The organism is Streptomyces sp. NPDC006140 (assembly GCF_040628815.1).
Classification (GTDB): domain Bacteria; phylum Actinomycetota; class Actinomycetes; order Streptomycetales; family Streptomycetaceae; genus Streptomyces.
On the sequence record NZ_JBEXTS010000007.1, the window covers coordinates 160,140 to 178,982 of the forward strand.

General features: G+C 74.6%; 12 protein-coding genes and 1 riboswitch. Of the genes, 2 read left to right on the top strand and 10 right to left on the bottom strand.

Annotation, left to right across the window (positions count from 1 at the left end; translation table 11 throughout):
• Positions 1–137 precede the first annotated feature (137 nt).
• On the top strand, positions 138–7,511 hold the full coding sequence (locus ABZ386_RS20015; protein ID WP_358965398.1) for an SDR family NAD(P)-dependent oxidoreductase: 7,374 nt from the start codon (positions 138–140) through the stop codon (positions 7,509–7,511).
• A 59-nt stretch (positions 7,512–7,570) separates the two neighbouring features.
• On the opposite strand, the gene ABZ386_RS20020 is transcribed toward ABZ386_RS20015, so the two are convergent.
• The 5 genes from ABZ386_RS20020 to ABZ386_RS20040 all read right to left on the bottom strand — a co-directional run bounded on the left by ABZ386_RS20020 (position 7,571) and on the right by ABZ386_RS20040 (position 12,837).
• Positions 7,571–9,385: an ABC transporter ATP-binding protein gene (locus ABZ386_RS20020; protein WP_351335907.1), complete on the bottom strand. Its 1,815-nt coding sequence runs from the start codon at positions 9,383–9,385 to the stop codon at positions 7,571–7,573.
• A gap of 184 nt (positions 9,386–9,569) precedes the next feature.
• Positions 9,570–9,902 carry an STAS domain-containing protein gene (locus ABZ386_RS20025; RefSeq protein ID WP_351335905.1) on the bottom strand — a complete coding sequence of 111 codons (333 nt, stop codon included), beginning with the start codon at positions 9,900–9,902 and terminating at the stop codon, positions 9,570–9,572.
• The gene (locus ABZ386_RS20030; protein ID WP_356617512.1) at positions 9,899–11,278 is read right to left on the bottom strand and encodes a SpoIIE family protein phosphatase; all 1,380 of its coding nucleotides are present in this window, start codon (positions 11,276–11,278) and stop codon (positions 9,899–9,901) included. Before ABZ386_RS20030 ends, ABZ386_RS20025 begins: the two co-directional genes overlap by 4 nt.
• Positions 11,278–12,081 carry an alpha/beta hydrolase gene (locus ABZ386_RS20035; protein ID WP_351335899.1) on the bottom strand — a complete coding sequence of 268 codons (804 nt, stop codon included), beginning with the start codon at positions 12,079–12,081 and terminating at the stop codon, positions 11,278–11,280. Before ABZ386_RS20035 ends, ABZ386_RS20030 begins: the two co-directional genes overlap by 1 nt.
• A 99-nt stretch (positions 12,082–12,180) precedes the next feature.
• Complete coding sequence (locus tag ABZ386_RS20040; protein ID WP_351335896.1) at positions 12,181–12,837, bottom strand: maleylpyruvate isomerase N-terminal domain-containing protein; 657 nt, start codon at positions 12,835–12,837, stop codon at positions 12,181–12,183.
• A 166-nt stretch (positions 12,838–13,003) separates the two neighbouring features.
• Here ABZ386_RS20040 and ABZ386_RS20045 point away from each other — a divergent pair, with 166 nt between their 5' ends.
• On the top strand, positions 13,004–14,140 hold the full coding sequence (locus ABZ386_RS20045) for an amidinotransferase (protein WP_351335894.1): 1,137 nt from the start codon (positions 13,004–13,006) through the stop codon (positions 14,138–14,140).
• Positions 14,141–14,157: 17 nt separating this feature from the next.
• Here the strand turns inward: ABZ386_RS20045 and ABZ386_RS20050 are convergent, their stop codons facing one another.
• From ABZ386_RS20050 to ABZ386_RS20070, 5 genes are all read right to left on the bottom strand, one after another.
• Positions 14,158–15,021 (bottom strand): ATP-binding cassette domain-containing protein, encoded by an 864-nt coding sequence (locus ABZ386_RS20050; RefSeq protein WP_358965400.1) that lies wholly within the window; start codon positions 15,019–15,021, stop codon positions 14,158–14,160.
• Complete coding sequence (gene cbiQ / locus ABZ386_RS20055; RefSeq protein ID WP_356524269.1) at positions 15,018–15,767, bottom strand: cobalt ECF transporter T component CbiQ; 750 nt, start codon at positions 15,765–15,767, stop codon at positions 15,018–15,020. Before cbiQ ends, ABZ386_RS20050 begins: the two co-directional genes overlap by 4 nt.
• A 5-nt stretch (positions 15,768–15,772) precedes the next feature.
• Positions 15,773–16,147, bottom strand: coding sequence for an energy-coupling factor ABC transporter substrate-binding protein (locus ABZ386_RS20060; RefSeq protein ID WP_358965402.1), 375 nt, complete (start codon positions 16,145–16,147; stop codon positions 15,773–15,775).
• Positions 16,144–16,845, bottom strand: coding sequence for an energy-coupling factor ABC transporter permease (locus ABZ386_RS20065; RefSeq protein ID WP_356504215.1), 702 nt, complete (start codon positions 16,843–16,845; stop codon positions 16,144–16,146). The genes ABZ386_RS20060 and ABZ386_RS20065 overlap by 4 nt, the downstream gene beginning before the upstream one ends.
• A gap of 29 nt (positions 16,846–16,874) precedes the next feature.
• Positions 16,875–17,061, bottom strand: a riboswitch (cobalamin riboswitch).
• A gap of 169 nt (positions 17,062–17,230) precedes the next feature.
• Entirely contained in the window at positions 17,231–18,652 is a 1,422-nt protein-coding gene (locus ABZ386_RS20070) for a serine/threonine-protein kinase (protein ID WP_358965404.1), read from the bottom strand.
• Positions 18,653–18,843: the final 191 nt, after the last annotated feature.

Here is an 18,843-nt window from a genome sequence, read left to right on the forward strand (position 1 = left end):
CACGCACGGTGACATGACGATCACTCGTGTGGCGGACCGGGATCACACCCACGGGTGAAACGAACCTTGGCCGACGGGCCGCCAGGGCAGTGTCACCCCGCTCGGACGACGAACCCAGGGCAGCAGGGGGGCAGTTCATGGCGGTGGGACGGGACGACCGGTCGGTGGCGGTGGTGGGCATCGGCTGCCGGCTGCCGGGTGGGATCACCGACCTGGACGCGCTGTGGGCGGCGCTGCGGGACGAGCGCGACCTCATCGGGGAGATGCCGCCGGACCGGTTTCCCAAGGACCGGTTCGTCGATCCGGGGGCGGTGCGGCCCGGCCGCAGCTACACCGCCGCCGGCGGCTTCCTCGACGACATCGCGTCCTTCGACGCCGCGTACTTCGGCATCTCGCCCAAGGAGGCGGCCCACCTCGACCCGCAGCAGCGGCTGCTGCTGGAGATGGCCGCCGAGGCGCTGGACGACGCCGCCCTCCCGGCCGAGGCGCTCGCCGGGTCCGACACCTGCGTGTACATGGGCGTCTCCGACCCGGCCTACGGCACCGTCCAGTCGATCCTGGAGGACCACACCAGCCCGCACACCATGCCCGGCGGCACCCTGTCCATCGTGGCGAACCGCCTGTCGTACGCCTTCGACCTGCGCGGCCCCAGCATGGTCATCGACACGGCCTGCTCCTCGTCCCTGGTGGCACTGGACCGCGCCTGCCGCACCCTGCGGGAGGGCACCAGCCGCGTCGCCCTGGCCGGCGGTGTCAACGTGCTCGTGAACCCGTTCTCGTACGCCGGGTTCTCCTACGCGGGCATGCTGTCGCGGCGCGGCCGCTGCGCGGCCTTCTCCGCCGACGCCGACGGCTTCGTACGGGCCGAGGGCGGCGCGGTCCTCGTGTTGAAGCGGCTGGCGGACGCGGTGGCCGACGGCGACCGGATCCACGCCGTCCTCGCCGGCACCGGCAGCAACTGCGACGGCCGCACCACCGGCATGACACTGCCCAGCTCGCAGGGCCAGGAGGCGTTGCTGCGGGCGGTGTGCGAGGAGGCCGGCATCGGCCCGGACGACCTGGTCTACTTCGAGGCGCACGGCACCGGCACACCCGTCGGCGACCCCGCCGAGGCCCGCGCCGTCGGCCGCGCCCTCGGCACCCGGCGCGGCGCCGGACCGCTGCCCATCGGCTCGGTCAAGTCCAACCTGGGCCATCTGGAGCCCGCGGCGGGCATGGCCGGACTGCTCAAGGCGATCCTGGTGCTCCGCCACCGGACCGCCCCCGCCTCGCTGCACGCCCTGCCGCTCAACCCGGCCATCGACTTCGGTGCCCTCGGCCTGGCGCCCACCGTCACACCGGTGCAACTGCCCCGCGGGGAACGCGCCGCGGTGGGAGTGAACTCCTTCGGCTTCGGCGGCGCCAACGCCCACGCCATCGTCGTACCGCCTCCTCCCGGGCCGCCCGCGCCGCAGCCGGTGGACCGGCCCCTGCCGGTGGTGGTCTCCGCGCGGTCGCCCAAGGCACTGCGGGAGCTGACCGCGCGGATGGCCGAACGGCTGCGCGGCGCGGCACCGGAGGAGTTCTACGACCTCGCCCGCACCAGCACGCTGCGGCGCAGCGCCCACCCGCACCGTGCCGCCGTGCTCGCCGCCGACGCGGGGCAGGCCGCCGACGCGCTGGACAACCTCTTCACCGACGCGCCGGCCGGCGGGGCCGTGGCCCGCAGGGCCGAGCGGGGCGCCGTGGCGTTCGTCTACTCCGGCAACGCCTCCCAGTGGCCGGGGATGGCCGCCGGACTGATGGCGGCCGAGGCCGTCTTCCGCGCCGCCGTGGAGGAGACCGACGCCGCGCTGGCCCCGCATCTGGGCTGGTCCGTCGCGAAGGAGCTGGAGCGCCCCACCGCGGCACGCTGGGCGCGCACCGAGATCGCCCAGCCGGTGCTGTTCGCCGTGCAGACGGGCCTGACCGCCCTCCTGGCCTCCCAGGGACTGCGCCCCGCCGCGGTCGCCGGGCACAGCGTCGGCGAGGTGGCCGCCGCCCACGCGGCCGGGGCGCTGACCCTGGAGCAGGCCGCGCTGGTGCTGGCCCAGCGCAGCCGCACCCAGGCCACCACCGCGGGCCGGGGCCGCATGGCCGCCGTCGGGCTGGCCGAGGACGCGGTCCGAGCGGAACTGGCCCGCTTCGACGGGGCGTTGGAGATCGCCGGGATCAACAGCGACCACGACGTCACGGTGGCCGGGGACCCCGACGCGCTGGCCGCCCTCGGCGCCGGCCTGACGGCCCGGGACGTCTTCTTCCGCGAACTGGACCTGGACTACGCCTTCCACAGCCGCGTCATGGACCCCATCGAGGAACCGCTGTGCGCCGCCCTCGCCGGCCTGACCCCCGGCGAGGCACGGGTGCCGTTCGTCTCCACCGTCACGGGCACCCCGCTGGCCGGGCCGGAGCTCGACGCGGCGTACTGGTGGCGCAACGTGCGCGAACCGGTCCGCTTCGCCGAGGCCATGGGCCGGCTCGCGGACGAGGGCGTCGGCATCGTCGTGGAGATCGGACCGCATCCGGTCCTGCGCCCCTACCTGCGCCGCACGGCTCTGACGTACGTGCCGACCCTGCACCGGGACGGGGACGGGCCGCGCGAGGCCACGGCCGCCGTCGCCGCCCTGCTCGCGGCCGGCGCCGACGTGGACTGGCAGACCCACTTCCCGCACCCCGGCCGGGTCGCCGACCTGCCCGCCTACCCCTGGCAGCGCGACCGGCACTGGCACGGCACCCCGCAGGACCTCGTCCTGCACACCAGCGGCACCGGGGCCCTGGACCACCCCCTGCTCGGCGAACGCCAGCCCGCGCCCCACCCCCTGTGGCACGGCGGCGTCGAACCCCAGCTCGTGCCCTGGCTGGGCGACCACCGGGTCGGCGGCAACGTGCTCATGCCCGCCGCCGCGTACGTGGAGATGGCCGTCACGGCCGGACTGCGGGCGCTGGACCGCCCGGTGGAGGTGCGGCACCTGGAGATCTCCCGCCCCTTCGCGATCGCGTGGCCCGACCCGGCGGGAGCCGCGCTCCAGACCGCCGTCACCCCCGCCGACGGCACCCTGACCATCAGCAGCAGGGACACCCGCGACACCGAGGTCCAGCCGGTCGTCCGCGCCCAGGTGCGCACCCGGCTGGGCACCGCCCCCGCACCGCTGGACATCGCCGCGGTGAAAGCCCGCTGCCCCCGCGCCCTCACCGGCCCGGACTACTACGAGCACTGCCACCGCGTCGGACTGGAACTCGGCCCGGGGTTCCAGCTCCTGCACAGCCTGGACGTCGGCGACGGCGAACTCCTCGCCCGGTACCGGCTCGACCACCCCGCCGACGGCTACACCGTCCACCCCGTCCTGCTGGACGGCCCCCTGCAGGCCACCGTCGCCCTGGCCGACCGGCCGACCCCGGAAGCCGCCGGCTACCTGCCCTCGGCCTTCGGCGCGGTCCGGGTGTGGCGCACCCCCGCGCAGGAGGGCGTCGTCCACCTGCGGCGCCGCAGCCGCAGCGCCAACGAGATCTGCTGGGACATCACCTACGCCGACCTCGACGGCACCGTCAGCGCCCAGATCGACAAGTGCCGCACCCGGCGCGCCCGCCTCTCCGACCACGCCCCGCTGACCGTCCAGCGCACCGTCCTGCGCGCGGCCCCGCACCCCTCGACGCCCGCCCCGCCGTCCCCGCTGCCCGCTCCGGCCGCACTGGCCAAGGCCGCCCGAGGCCGTATCGCCGCCGCCCGCGCCGCATGGGAGGACAGCGGCCACGCGGCCTTCACCGCCGCCGCCGAAAGGGCCGGCGCGGCCTGCTGGGCAGCGGTCCTGCGCGACCTGACGCCCCGCCCCGGCGAGCCGTTCACCATGCCGGACCTGGTCGGCCGGGGTCTGGCACCGCGCCACCGCAGGCTGGTACGCCTGATGCTCCCCCTGCTGGCCGAGCACCGCCTGGCGGAGGCCGACGGGGAGACCTGGCGGCTGACCGACGCCACACCGTCCCCCGAGGAGTCGCTGCGGAGCCTGGTGGCGGAGCACCCGCGGTTCGGTCCGGTCGCCCTGCTGATCAACAGTCAGCTGCGGCAGCTGCCCGAGGTGCTGCGCGGCGACCTCGACCCCCGCGACCTGCTGTCCGTCGGCGACACCTTCCTCGAACAGTGGCAGGAGACCGCACCCGCCCACCGCTTCACCCACCGCGTCGTGCAGGCCCTGCTCGACCGGATCGTCCACGACTGGCCCGCCGACCGCCCCCTGCGCGTCCTGGAGGTGGGCGCGACCACCACGGCCCTGACCGCCGCCGTGCTGCCGCTGCTCCCGGCCGACCGCGCCCACTACACCTGCACCGCCCCGTCCAACGCCCCCTTCGCCCGCGCCCGGCACCGCTTCGCCGCCTGCCCCTTCATCGAGTACCGCACCCTCGACCCGGACGCCGACCCGGCCGTCCAGGGCTTCGCACCGGCGAGCTTCGACCTCGTCCTGGCCGGCGACGCCCTGCACGCCACGGCCGACCTGGCCCCCACGCTGGGACACGTGCGCTCGCTCCTCGCCCCCGGCGGCCACCTGCTCGCCACCGAACGGCACCACGACCGGCTCGACGCCCTGCTGCTCGGCGGACTGGAGTCCTGGTGGAAGCGCGGTGACCGGGCCCTGCGCCCCACCACCCGGCTGCTGCCCCACGACGCCTGGATCCCCCTGCTGGAGCGGTGCGGCTTCACCGCCCCCTGGCAGACCGGGCCCGCCGACCACTCGGTCGTGGCGGCCGCCGCACCAGCCGCTCCGGCGGCCCCGCCCGCCCTGCCCGCACCACCGCCCGACACGGCCTGGATCGTCGCCACGGAGACCGACACCGAGACCCCCACCGCACGCGAACTGGCCGCACTGCTCGGCCCGGCGACCGTCCTGACCGCCCCCGCCGACACCGGCGCATGGACGACGGCCCTGCCCGCCGAGGCCGCGCCGCGCATCGTCCTGCTCCTCGCCGAGCCCGACCCGCGGCAGCTCGTCGCCCGGACCACCCACCGCGCGAGCGTCCTGAGCGCCCTGGCCGCCGCCTGCCGCACCCGGCCCGAGGACCGCCCGCCCCAGGTGTGGCTGGTCACCCGCCCCACCGGCCTCTTTCCCGCCCCGGAACGCCCCGCGCACCCCGAGGACGCCGCCGTCTGGGGCGCCGCCCGCACCCTGGCCAACGAACAGCCCGGCCTGGGACTGCGGCGCGTCTCCCTCGACCGCACCGCCGACCCGGCCGCCGACGCCCGGCGGCTGGCCGCGGAACTGCTCACCCCGGGCCACTCCCCGGACGGGACCGACGGCGCCGACGAGGACGAGGTCGTCCTCACACCGTCCGGCCGCTTCACCCCCCGGCACGTCGAGCACCCGGCCGACGAGCCCCCCGCCGTCCGCACCGGCGCCCCCTTCTTCCTGGAGACCCGCGACCCCGGACCGGCCCGGCGCCTGATCTGGCGGGAGACCGCCGTCCCCCTCCCCGGCCCCGGGGAAGTCGCCGTCGAGCTGCGCGCGGTCGCGCTGAACTACCGCGACCCGCTGCGGGCCAACGGCCTGCTGCCGCCCGAAGCCGTGGAGGACAGCCCCCTCAGCCGCGGCCTCGGCACCGACGGTGCCGGGATCGTGTGCGCCGTCGGACCCGGCGTGACCGGCTTCGCGGTCGGCGACCGGGTCTGCGGTGTCGTCCCCGCGGCCCTCGCCTCCCACGGCGTCACCTCCGCCCACGCCCTGCTGAAGATCCCCGACGGCATGAGCCATGCCGAGGCGGCGACCTTCCCCGTCGCCTTCCTGACGATCCACCACGCCCTGGTCGAGCAGGCCCGCCTGGCAGCCGGGGAGACGGTGCTCGTGCACGGCGGCGCCGGAGCCGTGGGCCTGGCCGCCCTGCAGTGCGCCCACGCCCGGGGCGCCCGCGTCATCGCCACCGCCGGCACCGAGACCAAGCGGAACCTGCTGCGCAGCCTCGGAGTCCGGCACGTACTGGACTCACGCAGCCTGGACTTCGTCCCGCGCGTCCGCGAAGTCACCGAAGGGCGGGGCGTCGACGTCGTCGTCAACTCCCTCAGCGGTGAGGCGATCGCCCACGGCCTGGACCTGCTGCGCCCCAACGGCCGCTTCGTCGAACTGGGGAAACGCGACATCTACCTCAACAACACGCTGCCGCTGCGCCCCTTCGACCGCAGCCTGACCTTCATCGGCTTCAACCTCGACCACGTCCTCCTGGATCCCGAACGCGGTGCCCGCCTCGTCGCGGACCTCGTCTCCCACATCGACCGCGGCGTCTACCGGCCACTGCCGCACACGGTCCACCCCGCCGCCCGGGTGGAGGAGGCCTTCCAGGTCCTCCAGCACTCCCGGCACATCGGCAAGGTCGTCGTCTCCTTCGAGCACCCGCTGGACGAGCCCGTCCCCGTCCGCCCCGCACCCCACGTGCCCGCCCTCGACGCCGACGGCACCTACCTCGTGACCGGCGGCGCGAGCGGCTTCGGCGCCGCCACCGCACGGTGGCTGGCCGACCACGGCGCCCGGCACCTGGCGCTGGTCTCCCGCCGCGGCCAGGCCACCCCCGAGGCCCCGGCCCTGCTGGAGGAACTGGCCCGGCGCGGCGTCCACGCCACCGCCCACGCCGCCGACGTCACCGACGAGGCGGCGCTGCGCCGGGTCGTCGACGCGGTCGACGCCACCGGGCACCGGCTCCGCGGGGTCGTCCACGCCGCGATGCACCTCGACGACGCGGCCCTGGCGGACCTCACCGACGACCGGTTCACCGCCGTCCTCGCCCCCAAGGCCGACGGCGCGGCCCTGCTCCACCGCGTCACCGCGGACCACGACCTCGACCTGTTCCTCACCTACTCCTCGATCGCCGCCGCCGTCGGCAACGCCGGCCAGGCCCCGTACGCGGCCGGCAACGCCTACCTGGAGGCCCAGACCCGGGCCCGCCGCGCCCAGGGCCGGCCGGCCACGACCCTCGCCTTCGGCCCGATCGGCGAGACCGGATACGTCGCCCGGCACGGCATCGGCGACGCCATGGCCGAACGGGGCTTCCAGCCCCTCTCCGTCGCCGAGGCCCTCGCCACCGCCGGCGGCCTGCTCCAGCAGGGCACCGACGTGGCGGGCATCGGCCGCTACCGCTGGAGCCGCGCCCGCCGCCTGCTGCCAGCCCTGGCCACGGCCCGCTTCACCGGCATCGTCCCGGCGGACGCCGCCCCCGACCCGGAGGGCCGCGCCGACCTGCTGCGGGAACTGTCCGCCATGACATCCGACGACGCCCGGGCCGCCATCGCCCGGACCCTGACCCGGCTGCTCGCCGCCGTCCTGCACAGCGACCCCGACGAACTGGACCCGTCCCGGCCGGTGACCGACTTCGGCCTCGACTCGCTGCTGAGCACCGAGTTCCTGGTGCGGGCCGGCGAGCACTTCGACGTCCGCCTCACGGCCGCCGAGCTGATGAGCAGCGACCGGACACTGACCCACCTCGCCCACCTCGTGCACACCCGCCTGGACCTGACGTGACGCCGGACACCGTCCGGAAGCCGCCTCCCCACGGCGGGGAGACGGCCCCCGGGCCGGCGCTACAGCACCTCGGCCCGCCCGGCGGTGTCGTCGAGGAACCCGCCCGACTGGTGCTCCCACAGCTTCGCGTAGGCCCCGTCGAGCGCGAGCAGCTCCTGGTGCGTGCCCTGCTCCACGATCCGGCCGCGGTCCAGGACGACCAACTGGTCCATGCCCGCGACCGTGCTCAGCCGGTGCGCCACCACCAGCGCGGTCCGCCCCTCCATGAGCCGCCACAGCGCCTCCTGGACGAGCAGCTCGCTCTCCGAGTCCAGGGCGCTGGTCGCCTCGTCCAGCAGCAGGATCGGCGCGTCCCGCAGGATCGCCCGGGCGAGGGCGACGCGCTGGCGCTGACCGCCGGACAGCTTGACGCCCCGCTCGCCCACCATGGTGTCGAAGCCGTCCGGCAGCGCGTCGGCGAACTCCGTGACGTGCGCCGCCTCGGCCGCCCGGCGGACCTCGGCCTCACTGGCGTCCGGCCGGGCGAACGCGATGTTCTCCCGCAGGGTGCGGTGGAACATCGCCGGGTCCTGCGGCACGTAGGCGATCTGACCGCGCAGGTCGGCCTGGCGCAGCCGGCTGATGTCCTGGCCGCCGATCAGGATGCGGCCGCCGTCGATGTCCGTCATCCGCAGCAGCAGCCGGGTCAGCGAGGTCTTGCCGCCGCCGGACCGGCCCACGAGGCCGAGCTTCGCCCCGCTCGGCACGGTCAGGTCGAGCCCGTCGAACAGCGGCCGGCCACCCCGGTGCGCGAACGTCACCTTCTCGAAGCGGACATCGGCCGCCCGCGGCCGCAGCGGCTCCGGTTCCGGCGGGTCGAGGACGGTCGGCGGCGTCAGGAGCAGCTCGGTGAACTGCGCGGCCTCCGTCATCGAGCTCTCCAGCCGGCGGTAGATCTGATTGAAGTCGAACATGATGCGGGTCGCGTTGGTGTAGTACGTGAAGGCGACCACGATCCCCTCCACACCGAGGGAGCCTCCGGCGAGCGTCACCGCGAGCAGCAGACCCACCGTGTTGGTGACCACGGACATCGGCGCGACCAGCGTGTCGATGCGCAGATTGCCGTAGTCCCACGAGCGCAGGGTGAGCCGGCGTGACGTGGCGACCCGGGAGCGGTGCTCGGCGGCCTCGCGCTCCTCTGCGGCGAACGCCCGCACCGTGTCCATGTTCATCAGGCTGTCGGCGACATGGCCCGACACCCGGGCGATCGCCTCCTCACGCTCGTCGACGAGCCGCTGCCGCCGGCGGATGAGCGGCACGACCAGCACCGCCGTCAGCGCGATCATGGACAGCAGGCCGACGACGAGCAGCGGCTCGTAGCGCCACAGCACCACCGCGCCGAACGTCAGCGGCACGAAGCTGCCCATGATCTGGAACGTCAGCGTGTCCACGAACGGCTCGAAGCGGGAGGCGAAGCTGAGGACCCGCTTGGTCAGCGAGCCGGCGAAGTTGTCGTGGAAGAACGTGGCGTCCTTGGCGAACAGCTCGTCCATCCCGATGACGTACAGGTGCTCGATGCCGAGGGCGTCGAGCCGGTTGAGGCAGTGCAGGGCGATGCGCCACAGTGCCTCCGCGACCAGCAGGACCCCGGCGAAGCCCAGCACGTACGGCAGTGCCGAGGCGACGGTGACGTCCTTGTCACCGGCTATGTCGCCGACGAGCTTGGCGACGATCAGCGGCGCGACGTAGTTGATGCCGATGTTGCCCAGCGCCGAGAGCAGCATCGCGGGAGCCGTCCACCGGCGGAGCCGGGCCAACTCCCGTCCGTAGTAACGAAGTGCGAGAAGCACCGAGCGCTTGCCCGGCTGAACCCTGCGTGTTCCAGGCGTTTCCATCCCACCCCTGTGTCGTCCTGTGGCCCGCCGCCACGCGCTGTGGGCGGGCAGGGGCCATCGCCGCAACGGATGTGTGGATTTCGGTTCGAGTCCGGAAGTGTCCCGCGACGGCGACCGCTCAGTCCAAGTGTTTTCCGGCCCGGCGGTGGTGTGCGGGGAGCGCCAAGGGGCACGGCGGGCGGACTCAGGACGCGGGGTCGCTGTGCGGGCGCAGAGTGAAGACCTGGTCGAGACCGACGAGGGTGAGGACGCGCAGCAGGTGCGCCGGTACGGCGGCCAGGACGGCGTCGGCCTCCGCGGCCAGGGCGTGCTGGCGGGCGGCGAGGAGGGCGGTGATGCCGGAGGAGTCGCAGAACTCCAGCCCGGACAGGTCGAGGACGAGGCACTGTCCCGGCGCGAGGGGCAGCAGGCCGATCCTGCGGCGCAGTTCGGGGGCCTGGTTGAAGTCCAGGTCACCGGCCACGCGCAGGACGGGGCCGGTCGCGGTGGAGCGGTGGTCGATGGTCAGCGGCTTCATGAGGTGGGGCTCGTGGTCGGGCGTATCGGGGTCGGGGCGGCGGGGACGCCGAGGGCGAGCAGGGCCGTGTCGTCGTCAAGACCGTCGCCGAAGCTCTCCAGCAGCCCGGTCAGCGCGGTGATGACCTCGCGTGGTCCGGCGGGGGCGCGGTCGGCGCCGAAGGCGCGCAGGGCGTCCTCGCCGTAGAGGGCGTCGCGGGCGGGGCCGGTCCGGGCCTCGGTGAGGCCGTCGGTGTACAGCACCAGCGTGTCGCCGGCGGCCAGGACGGTCTCCGCCGTGCCGATCGGCGCGCCGGGCAGGATGCCGACGAGCATGCCGCCGGGGGTGGGCAGGTACCCGGCGCTGCCGTCGGACCGCAGGACGAGCGCCGGCGGGTGGCCGCCGGAGGCGATGCGCACGGTCGCGGACCCGTCCTCGCCGCCGGGCTCGACGACGCCGAAGACGCAGGTGCAGTAGCGGGGGTCGCCGTCGGCGGTGTACCGCTCGTGGAGCACGGCGTTGAGCGTGGCCAGGGCGGCGGCCGGCTCCGGATCGTGGTGCGCGGCCGCCCGGAGGGTGTAGCGGGTCAGCGAGGTGAGGGAGGCGGCCTCGGGGCCCTTGCCGCACACGTCGCCGAGGAAGAACGCCCACCGGTCGCCGGCGACGGGGAACAGGTCGTAGAAGTCGCCGCCGAGCTGGTCGGGCGCGGCCGTGTGGTAGTGGACGGCCGTCTCCAGGCCCGGTACGGCGGGCAGCGAGTCCGGCACGAGGGACTGCTGCAGGACGGCGAGCGCGGCGGCCAGCCGGGTCCGGTCGGCTTCGGCCTGCCGCCGGGCCTGGTCCGCCTCGGCATGGGCCCGCTCGGACTCGGCACGGGCCCGCTCCGCTTCCGCCCGGGCCTGCTCGGCCTCGACGCGGGCCTGCTCGGCGTCCTTGCGGCGGCGCAGCAGTTCCTCTTCGTAGGAGCGGCGGTCGGAGGCGTCGAAGACGGTGGTGCGGATCAGCAGGGGCTCGCCGCCGGTGCCGTGCTTGACCACGGCGGAGACCAGCACCGGCAGCCGGCCGCCGCCCTGCCTCCTCATCTCCAGCGCGACGCCGCGCAGCTCGCCCTGCATGCGCAGCAGCGGCGCGAAGTGCGTCTCGTGGTACAGCCTGCCGCCGACGGTGAGCAGATCCGCGAAGCGCCTGCGGCCCACCACGGCCTCGCGTTCCAGGCCGAGCCAGTCCAGCAGCGTCGCGTTGATCTTGGCGATGGTGCCGTCCATCATCGTGGACAGATAGCCGCACGGCGCCGACTCGTACAGGTCCTCCGCGCTGTCCTCCAACAGCGCGGAGAACGCCGCGTCCGTACCGGGCCCGTTCCCCGCGGGCTCCGGCATCCCGCCCGCGCGGCACATCACTGCCGGGACTCCAGGAAGCCGAGGATCGCCTCGGCGGTGGCCTCCGGCGCGCTCAGCTGCGGGCAGTGCCCCGTGGCGGCGAGCGTGACCAGGCGGGACGAGGGGATCGCCGCGTGCACGTAGGCGCCGACCTCGCGGGGCGCGATGGCGTCCTGCTCGCACTCCAGCACCAGCGTCGGCACGGACACGCTCTTCAGGTCCTGGCGGCTGTCGGAGAGGAAGGTCGTACGGGCGAAGACCCGGGCGATGTCGGGGTCGGTGGCGCAGAAGCTGTTGGTCAGCTCCCGGCCCAGCTCCGGCCGGTCCGGGTTCCCCATGATCACCGGGGCCATCGCGGACGACCAGCCCAGGTAGTTCGCCTCCAGGGAGTCCAGCAGTTCGTCGATGTCCGCCGTGCTGAAGCCGCCGCGGTAGCCCTCGTCGTCGATGTAGCAGGGCGAGGGCGTCACCATCACGAGCGCCCCGATCCGCTCGGGCGCGGCCTGCGCCGCCAGCACCCCGGCCATGGCGCTGACCGAGTGCCCCACGAACACCGCCCGCCGCAGGTCAAGCTCCTCGCACACGTCGACGACGTCCGCCGCGTAGCCGTGCAGCGACGCGTACCTCTCCTCGCTCCACGCCGACAGGTCCGAGCCGCCGGAGCCGACGTAGTCGAACAGCACGACCCGGTACCGCTCCGCCAGCGCGGGCACCACCAGGCGCCACATGTTCTGGTCGCAGCCGAACCCGTGGGCCAGGAGCAGCACCGGCGCGTCGTCGCGACCGGTGATGTGCACGTTGTTCCGGCGGCGGATGTCCATGCCCCCATGCTCCCACCTCAGCCGGAACCCTCCGACCGCGGGCCCCTGAGCAGCGGGATCGTCCTCCCCGGGAGCCTGACCGGCCGGCCGGGGAACGCGTCAGCCCAGGTACAGCGGGAGCCTCGCGGACAGCTCGCCGAGCTCGGCCCGCTCCGCCTCGGTCGGCGCCCGCCGCCCGGTGCCGACCAGCAGCGCGTCCACGTCGTGGAGCGACGCGGGGAACGGACTCCCCACGATCCGCTCCAGCAGCTCGCGGGACCGGGTGAGCGCCTCCGCCGGCGGCTGCTCCGGGTCCGGCAGGTACGCGATCAGGTCGAGGTGGTGCAGCGTCCACTCCAGGACGTACACCGAGAGGTAGTCGGCCACCGTGAGGACCTCGTCGCGGGTGCCGACCCTGGCGGCCGGGTCGGCGAGCAGGGCGGCGCGGCCGGCGGCGGAGCCGACGTCGTCCAGGTGGAACGTGAGCAGGTGCGGCTCCTGGTACGCCGCGGCCAGCCGGACCGTCAGCGCGTCGAGCGGGTCGTCGCCCGTCGGCGGTGTGCCGGAGACCTCCCAGTAGGTCACCGCGTCCCGGGTCGGCTCCCGGTCGGAAGGGGTGGCGAGGGTGATCAGGACGTCCTGGGCGTCGATGACCAGATGGCACACCAGGTCCCGCACCAGCCAGCCGGCGCAGCCGGACGGCCGGGCGAAGTCCTCGTCGGAGAGAGAGGCGACAGCCTCGCGCAACGCCGTCCAGGAGCGTGAGAAGAGATCCACCTCGGCAACGTAGTGCGGCGCCGCGAGCGTGGACAAGCGAATTCGGGGCAACCGGCTGGGTACCGAGGGCGTCGCGACCGTTGACGCGGACGGCTCCCGCGGACCACGGTGAGTAACCGGGCACGGGTGGCGCATCGGTGAAGCCCGCGATCCCCAGGGGGTGAGCATGACGGTCCTGCAGAACCCCGGAGTACCCGCCGCGAACGGCGAGCCGGCGGAGCAGCTCGTGTCGCCGGTCGACTCGCACACCGAGTGGGACCCGCTGGAGGAGATCATCGTCGGACGCCTCGAAGGCGCCACGATCCCCTCCGACCACCCGGTGGTGACCTGCAACGTGCCCCCCTGGGCCGGGCGGCTTCAGGGGCTCGCCGCGGGCTTCCGGTACCCGCGGATGCTCATCGAGAAGGCGCAGCAGGAGATCGACGGGTTCGTCACCCTGCTGGAGTCCCTCGGCGTCACCGTCCGGCGCCCGGACGCGGTCGACCACCGGCGCCGCTTCGCCACCCCCGACTGGTCCTCACGCGGCTTCTGCAACACCTGTCCCCGGGACAGCATGCTCGTGATCGGCGACGAGATCATCGAGACCCCGATGGCGTGGCCCTGCCGGTACTTCGAGACGCACTCCTACCGCCCCATCCTCAAGGACTACTTCCGGCGCGGCGCGCGCTGGACCGCGGCCCCCAAACCGCAGCTCACGGACGAGCTGTTCGATCCGGACTTCCGCGTCCCGGAGGACGGCGACCCCATGCGGTACATCCTCACCGAGTTCGAACCCGTCTTCGATGCGGCGGACTTCGTCCGGGCGGGCCGCGACCTGTTCGTCACGCGCAGCAACGTCACCAACGCGATGGGCATCGAGTGGCTGCGCCGCCACCTCGGGCCGGGGTACCGCATCCACGAGATCGAGAGCCGCTGCCGCACGCCCATGCACATCGACACCACGTTCGTCCTGCTCGCGCCCGGAAAGGTGCTGGTCAACCCCGAGTACATCGACGTCGACCGGCTGCCCGGCATCCTGGACTCCTGGGACGTCCTGGTCGCCCCCGAGCCCGACCCGATCGACGAGCGGCTCCTCAAGGTCACCTCGATGTGCGGCAAGTGGCTCAGCATGAACGTGCTGATGGTCGACGAGCGGCGGGTGATCGCCGAGCGGCACCACACCGGCATGCTGCGCGCGCTGGAGAAGTGGGGCTTCGAGCCGATCCCGTGCGACCTGCTGCACTACGCGCCGTTCGGCGGCTCGTTCCACTGCGCGACGCTCGACGTCCGCCGCCGCGGCTCGCTCCAGTCGTACTTCGACTGACCGGCGCGCCCTCCTCGTCAGCCGCCGCTCCCGGCCGCCCCCAGCCGCTGTCCCGCCGCGAGGGCGGCCAGCTCGTCCGGCGTACGCGGGCCCGGCGCCGACTCGGTCAGCACGCCCTGAGCCCGGAGGAGTTCCGCCGCGGCGGCGCCCCACGGCAGCCGCAGCCCCGCCTCCCGGAGGAGATCGGTGCGGGCCAGTGCCACCGGCGCGGGCCCGGTGCGCACGCCGGACGGGGTGAGGAGCGCCGCGTCGTCGGCCCAGCGCAGGGCGAGATCGACGTCGTGGGTGGCCATCACGACCGTGGTGCCCCGGGCGCGGAGCCCGTCGAGCGTGCCGAGGAGCCGTTCCTGGCCGTCGGGGTCGAGCCCGGCCGTCGGCTCGTCGAGGACGAGGACCCGGGGCCGCATGGCGACCGCGCCGGCGATGGCGGTCCGCTTGCGCTGCCCGTAGGAGAGCAGATGGGTGGGCCGGTCGGCCAGGGCGGCGATGTCCAGGGCGTCGAGCGCCTCGGCCACCCGCGCCCGCACCTCCGCGTCGTCCAGGCCGAGGTTCAGCGGCCCGAACGACACGTCCTGCTCGACGGAGGCCGCGAACAACTGGTCGTCCGGGTCCTGCACCACCAGCTGGACGGTCGTCCGCAGCCGGGTCAGGCCCCTGCGGTCGTACGTCACCGGCTGCCCGTCGACCGTCAGCCGGCCCTCGCGCGGCCTCAGTCCGCCGCTGAGCAGCCGCATCAGCGTGGTCTTGCCGCTGCCGTTGCGGCCGAGCAGCGCGAGCGCGCGCCCCTCGCGGATCTCGAAGTGGAGGCCGCTGAGCACGGCCGGGCCGTCCTCGTAGGCGAAGGACGCGCCCCGCAGGGCGACCAGGGCGGCCTCGCTCATGTCAGCGGCCTTTCCAGCACGAAGGTGAGGACGGCCAGCGCCGCGAGGAGCGCGCAACTGGCCGTGGTGAAACGGACGGAGACCCGGGCCTCGGGCACCAGGACGCGCAGGGTGCCGTCGTAGCCGCGCCCGGCGAGACCGGCCTGGAGGCGGGCCGCCCGGTCGAAGGCCCGGACGAACGCGGTGGCGCCCAGCCCGGCCAGGGACCGCCACTCCGCGGCCCGGCTGGTGTGCCCGAGCCGGGCGGCCTGGGCGTCCCGGACGCGGCGCACGGAGTCCAGGAGCAGGAAGCTCATCCGGTACGTCACCAGCGCGACGTCGACGACGGGCGCGGGCACGCCCGCCCGCACCAGGCGGGGCAGCAGGTCGGACATCGGCGTGGTGAAGGCGAACAGCAGCACGCCCAGGGAGGCCGCCGAGGTGCGCAGCAGCAACTCGGCGGCCCGCACCGGCCCGTCACCGGCGAGGGAGACGAAGCGCCCCGGCCCGCCGACCTGGACGAGCAGGGTGAGCGCGCCCGTCACGCAGAAGCCGAGCGGCACCCGGTAGGCCCGCCACAGCCGCCGCCCGGGCACACCGGCCGGCCCCAGCAGCAGGGACAGCGCCGCCACGAGCACCAGGGCCGCGCCCGGCCAGGGCGGCAGCGAGACCGCCAGCACGGTGAGGCCGAGTCCGAGCACGGCCTTGTCCACGGGGTGGCGGCGGCGCCAGCGACTGCCGTGCGCCGCCGCGTCGATCGGCAGCACGCGGCTCAGGCCCCTTCGGCCGGGGACTCCCCGGGGACGCCCACGGCACCCCCGTCAGCGGCCTGTTGACGGGCCGCGGCCCGTTCCTCGCCCTGGCGGCGGCCGCGCCGCAGGCCGAAGTAGTAGGCGAGGACCCCCGCGCCGATCGCCGCCTGGAGGGCGAACAGCGCCGACTCGATCTCCCCGGACGGCGGCTCGTACAGCGGTGAGAACCAGGGCTCGTAGCCCGGGTCCAGCTCGGTGATCGCCGTCTCCGCCTGGGCGTCGGCGCCGGTGAACGGTTCCTTCTTGTGGTCGCCGAGGCCGAGCGCGAGCGGCAGCACGGCGAGCGCGGCCACGGCGAGCAGCAGCACCAGGTTGATCTTCGTGTTCCGGCTCATCGGGCCACCGCCTCGGTGCCGGTCCGCGACCGCTTCCCGGCGAGGAGCACGCCCAGCCGGGTCAGTTCGCCCTTGCTGGACTGCATCAGCAGCCGCATCACGAGGACGGTCAGCAGGCCCTCGCTCACCGCGAGCGGGATCTGTGTGACGGCGAAGATGGAACCGAACTTGCCGAGCGCGCCGAGGAATCCGCTGCCCGGGTCGGGGAACGCGAGCGCCAGCTGCACGCTGGTGACGCAGTAGGTGGTCAGGTCGGCGACGAACGCCCCGCAGAACACGGCCGCCATCAGCGGCGCGTCGTACCGCCGCAGCAGCCGGTAGACCGCGTATCCGGCCCAGGGTCCGACGATCGCCATGGAGAAGACGTTGGCGCCGAGCGTGGTGAGGCCGCCGTGCGCGAGCAGCAGGGCCTGGAAGAGCAGGGTGATGGTGCCCAGCACCGCCATGATGGGCGGGCGGAACAGGATGGCTCCCAGCCCCGTGCCGGTGGGGTGGGAGCAACTGCCGGTGACGGACGGCAGTTTCAGGGCGGACAGGACGAACGTGAAGGCGCCGGAGGCACCGAGGAGCAGTGTGCTCTCGGGGTGCTCGCGCACTTCACGGGTGAGCGACCGGACTCCGTGGACGACGAACGGCGCCGACGCGACGCTCCAGGCGACCGCGTGCGCCGGAGGCAGGAAACCCTCGGCAATGTGCATGGCTCAGCAGACCCTCTCCAGCACCTCGTGGATGGTTGACGCGCCTTGGCCGGTCTCCTGGCTGACGGGTACCACCGCCCGTGCTCCGCCTTCCCGGGTCCTTCAGGACCCAGTGGCTGCCCGTGAGGGCCGGAGCCGGACTTCCCGATTCACAGTGGCGAGGGCCGCACCGGCATCACACCGGATTTCCCGTTCACCAAGGCGTGGTGACAATAAGGCCGGGATAAGGACGATGACAAGCCACGCAGGGGGCGCGTGAGGGGGCGCCCGCTCGCACACCGGCGCATGACGCCGCGGATCCACGCGAGACGGACGGCGCCCCGGCCGTCGGAGGGCGGGCCGGCTCCGGGACGGGGGCACCCCGGCCGTCGGAGGGCGGGTCGTGTCAGTCGTCGCCCCCGTCGTCCCCGTCGTCGTCGCCGTCCCCGACCGGCCGGACGTGGCGCGGGATCTCCTGCCGCGGCTTCTCCGCCTTCTCCGGCGCGCCGGTGGCCGCCTCCTGCGTGGGGGCCGCGGGGCTGGGGGTCGGCGAGGGGGCGGCCGGGGCTGTGGACGGAGTCGTGGCCGGGGTGACATCGGCCACGGTGCCGGCGGTCGGAGCGGTGGCCGTCCCCGGGTCGGAGGAGAGGGGCGAGGCCGGGCCGTCGGCGGGGGTGGCGGCCGGGCTGCTCGCGGACGGTGACGCGTCCGGTTCCGTGCCCTTGGTCGCCGTGTTGTCGGGGGAGAACCAGAGCATGCCGGCGAGCATCGCGGCGACGAAGAGGGCCGCCGCGGCGATCGTCGCGGCCGCTCGGTGGTTGCCGAGGCCCCCGCGGGGCGCGGAGCGGCGGCCACGCCCGGCCTGGGGCGTACGGGTGGTGTGCAGCGAGGGGGCGCCGGGCAGCGCGTAGGTGGTCACGCTGCGGGGCTCGGCCGGAGCGTACGCTCCCGGCGCGGCGGACGGCACCGGGGACGCGGCCTCCGGCAGCGGCTCGGGCAGCCCCCGCCAGGCGCCGCCGGCGAACCACTCGGCGGCCTGCTGGGCCGAGGGCCGGTCCTCGGGCTGCTTGGCGAGGAGCCCGAGGAGGTAGTTCTCGAAGGCCGGCGGCAGCCCGGCGACCCCCAGTTCCCGGGGCGGCACGGGGGCGCTGTCGAGGTGCTGGTGGAGGAGTGCGACGGCGGTGTCCGCCTGGAACGGCGGTCGGCCGCTGAGGAGCTGGTAGAGCACGCACCCCAGGGAGTACATGTCGGAGGCGGGCCCGGCGGGCTGCCCCAGGGCGCGTTCGGGCGCGAGGTAGAGGCCGGTGCCCACGATCTGGCCGGTGGCGGTGAGCGCGGCGCCGGGATCGTCGAGGAAGCGCGCGATGCCGAAGTCGCCGATCTTCAGGGTGCCGCCCGTGTCCAGCAGCAGGTTGGCGGGCTTGATGTCGCGGTGGACGATGCCCTGCGCGTGCGCGGCGGCGAGTCCCGCGGCGGCCTGGGCGGCGAGGTCGGCCACCCGTCCGGCCGGGAGCGCGCCCGACGCGGCCAGCACCCCGGCGAGGCTGTCGCCCTCGACCAGCTCCATCACCAGGTACAGCCGGTTGTCGTACTCGCCGAAGTCCAGCACACCGACCAGGTTCGGGTGGTTGAGGCGCCCGGCGGTCTGGGCCTCCAGGCGGAACCGGGAGGCCGCCGTGGCGTCGGTGTCCTGGGGCAGCAGCAGCTTGACCGCCACCGCTCTGGCGAGCGTCTCGTCGTACGCGCGCCAGACCTCTCCCATTCCACCGCGCCCGATCTCAACATCCAGCCGGTAGCGGCCCGCTAGCAGCACTCGTCCTCGTCTCATGCGTGTGGGAAGGTTGCCGCAGACCGAACTCCCCGCGTTCGCACGGGGATTGGTGGGGGGTGCCGCAGCCGACCCAGGATACTGGCGCCGGATGATCAGTGTGTTCCTCGGCGGTGATCCCGGACGGAACGGTCCCGGAAAACCCGGGGGAGCGCCGTCGCCCTGCGGAGTGACGCTCCCGTCCGCCCGGT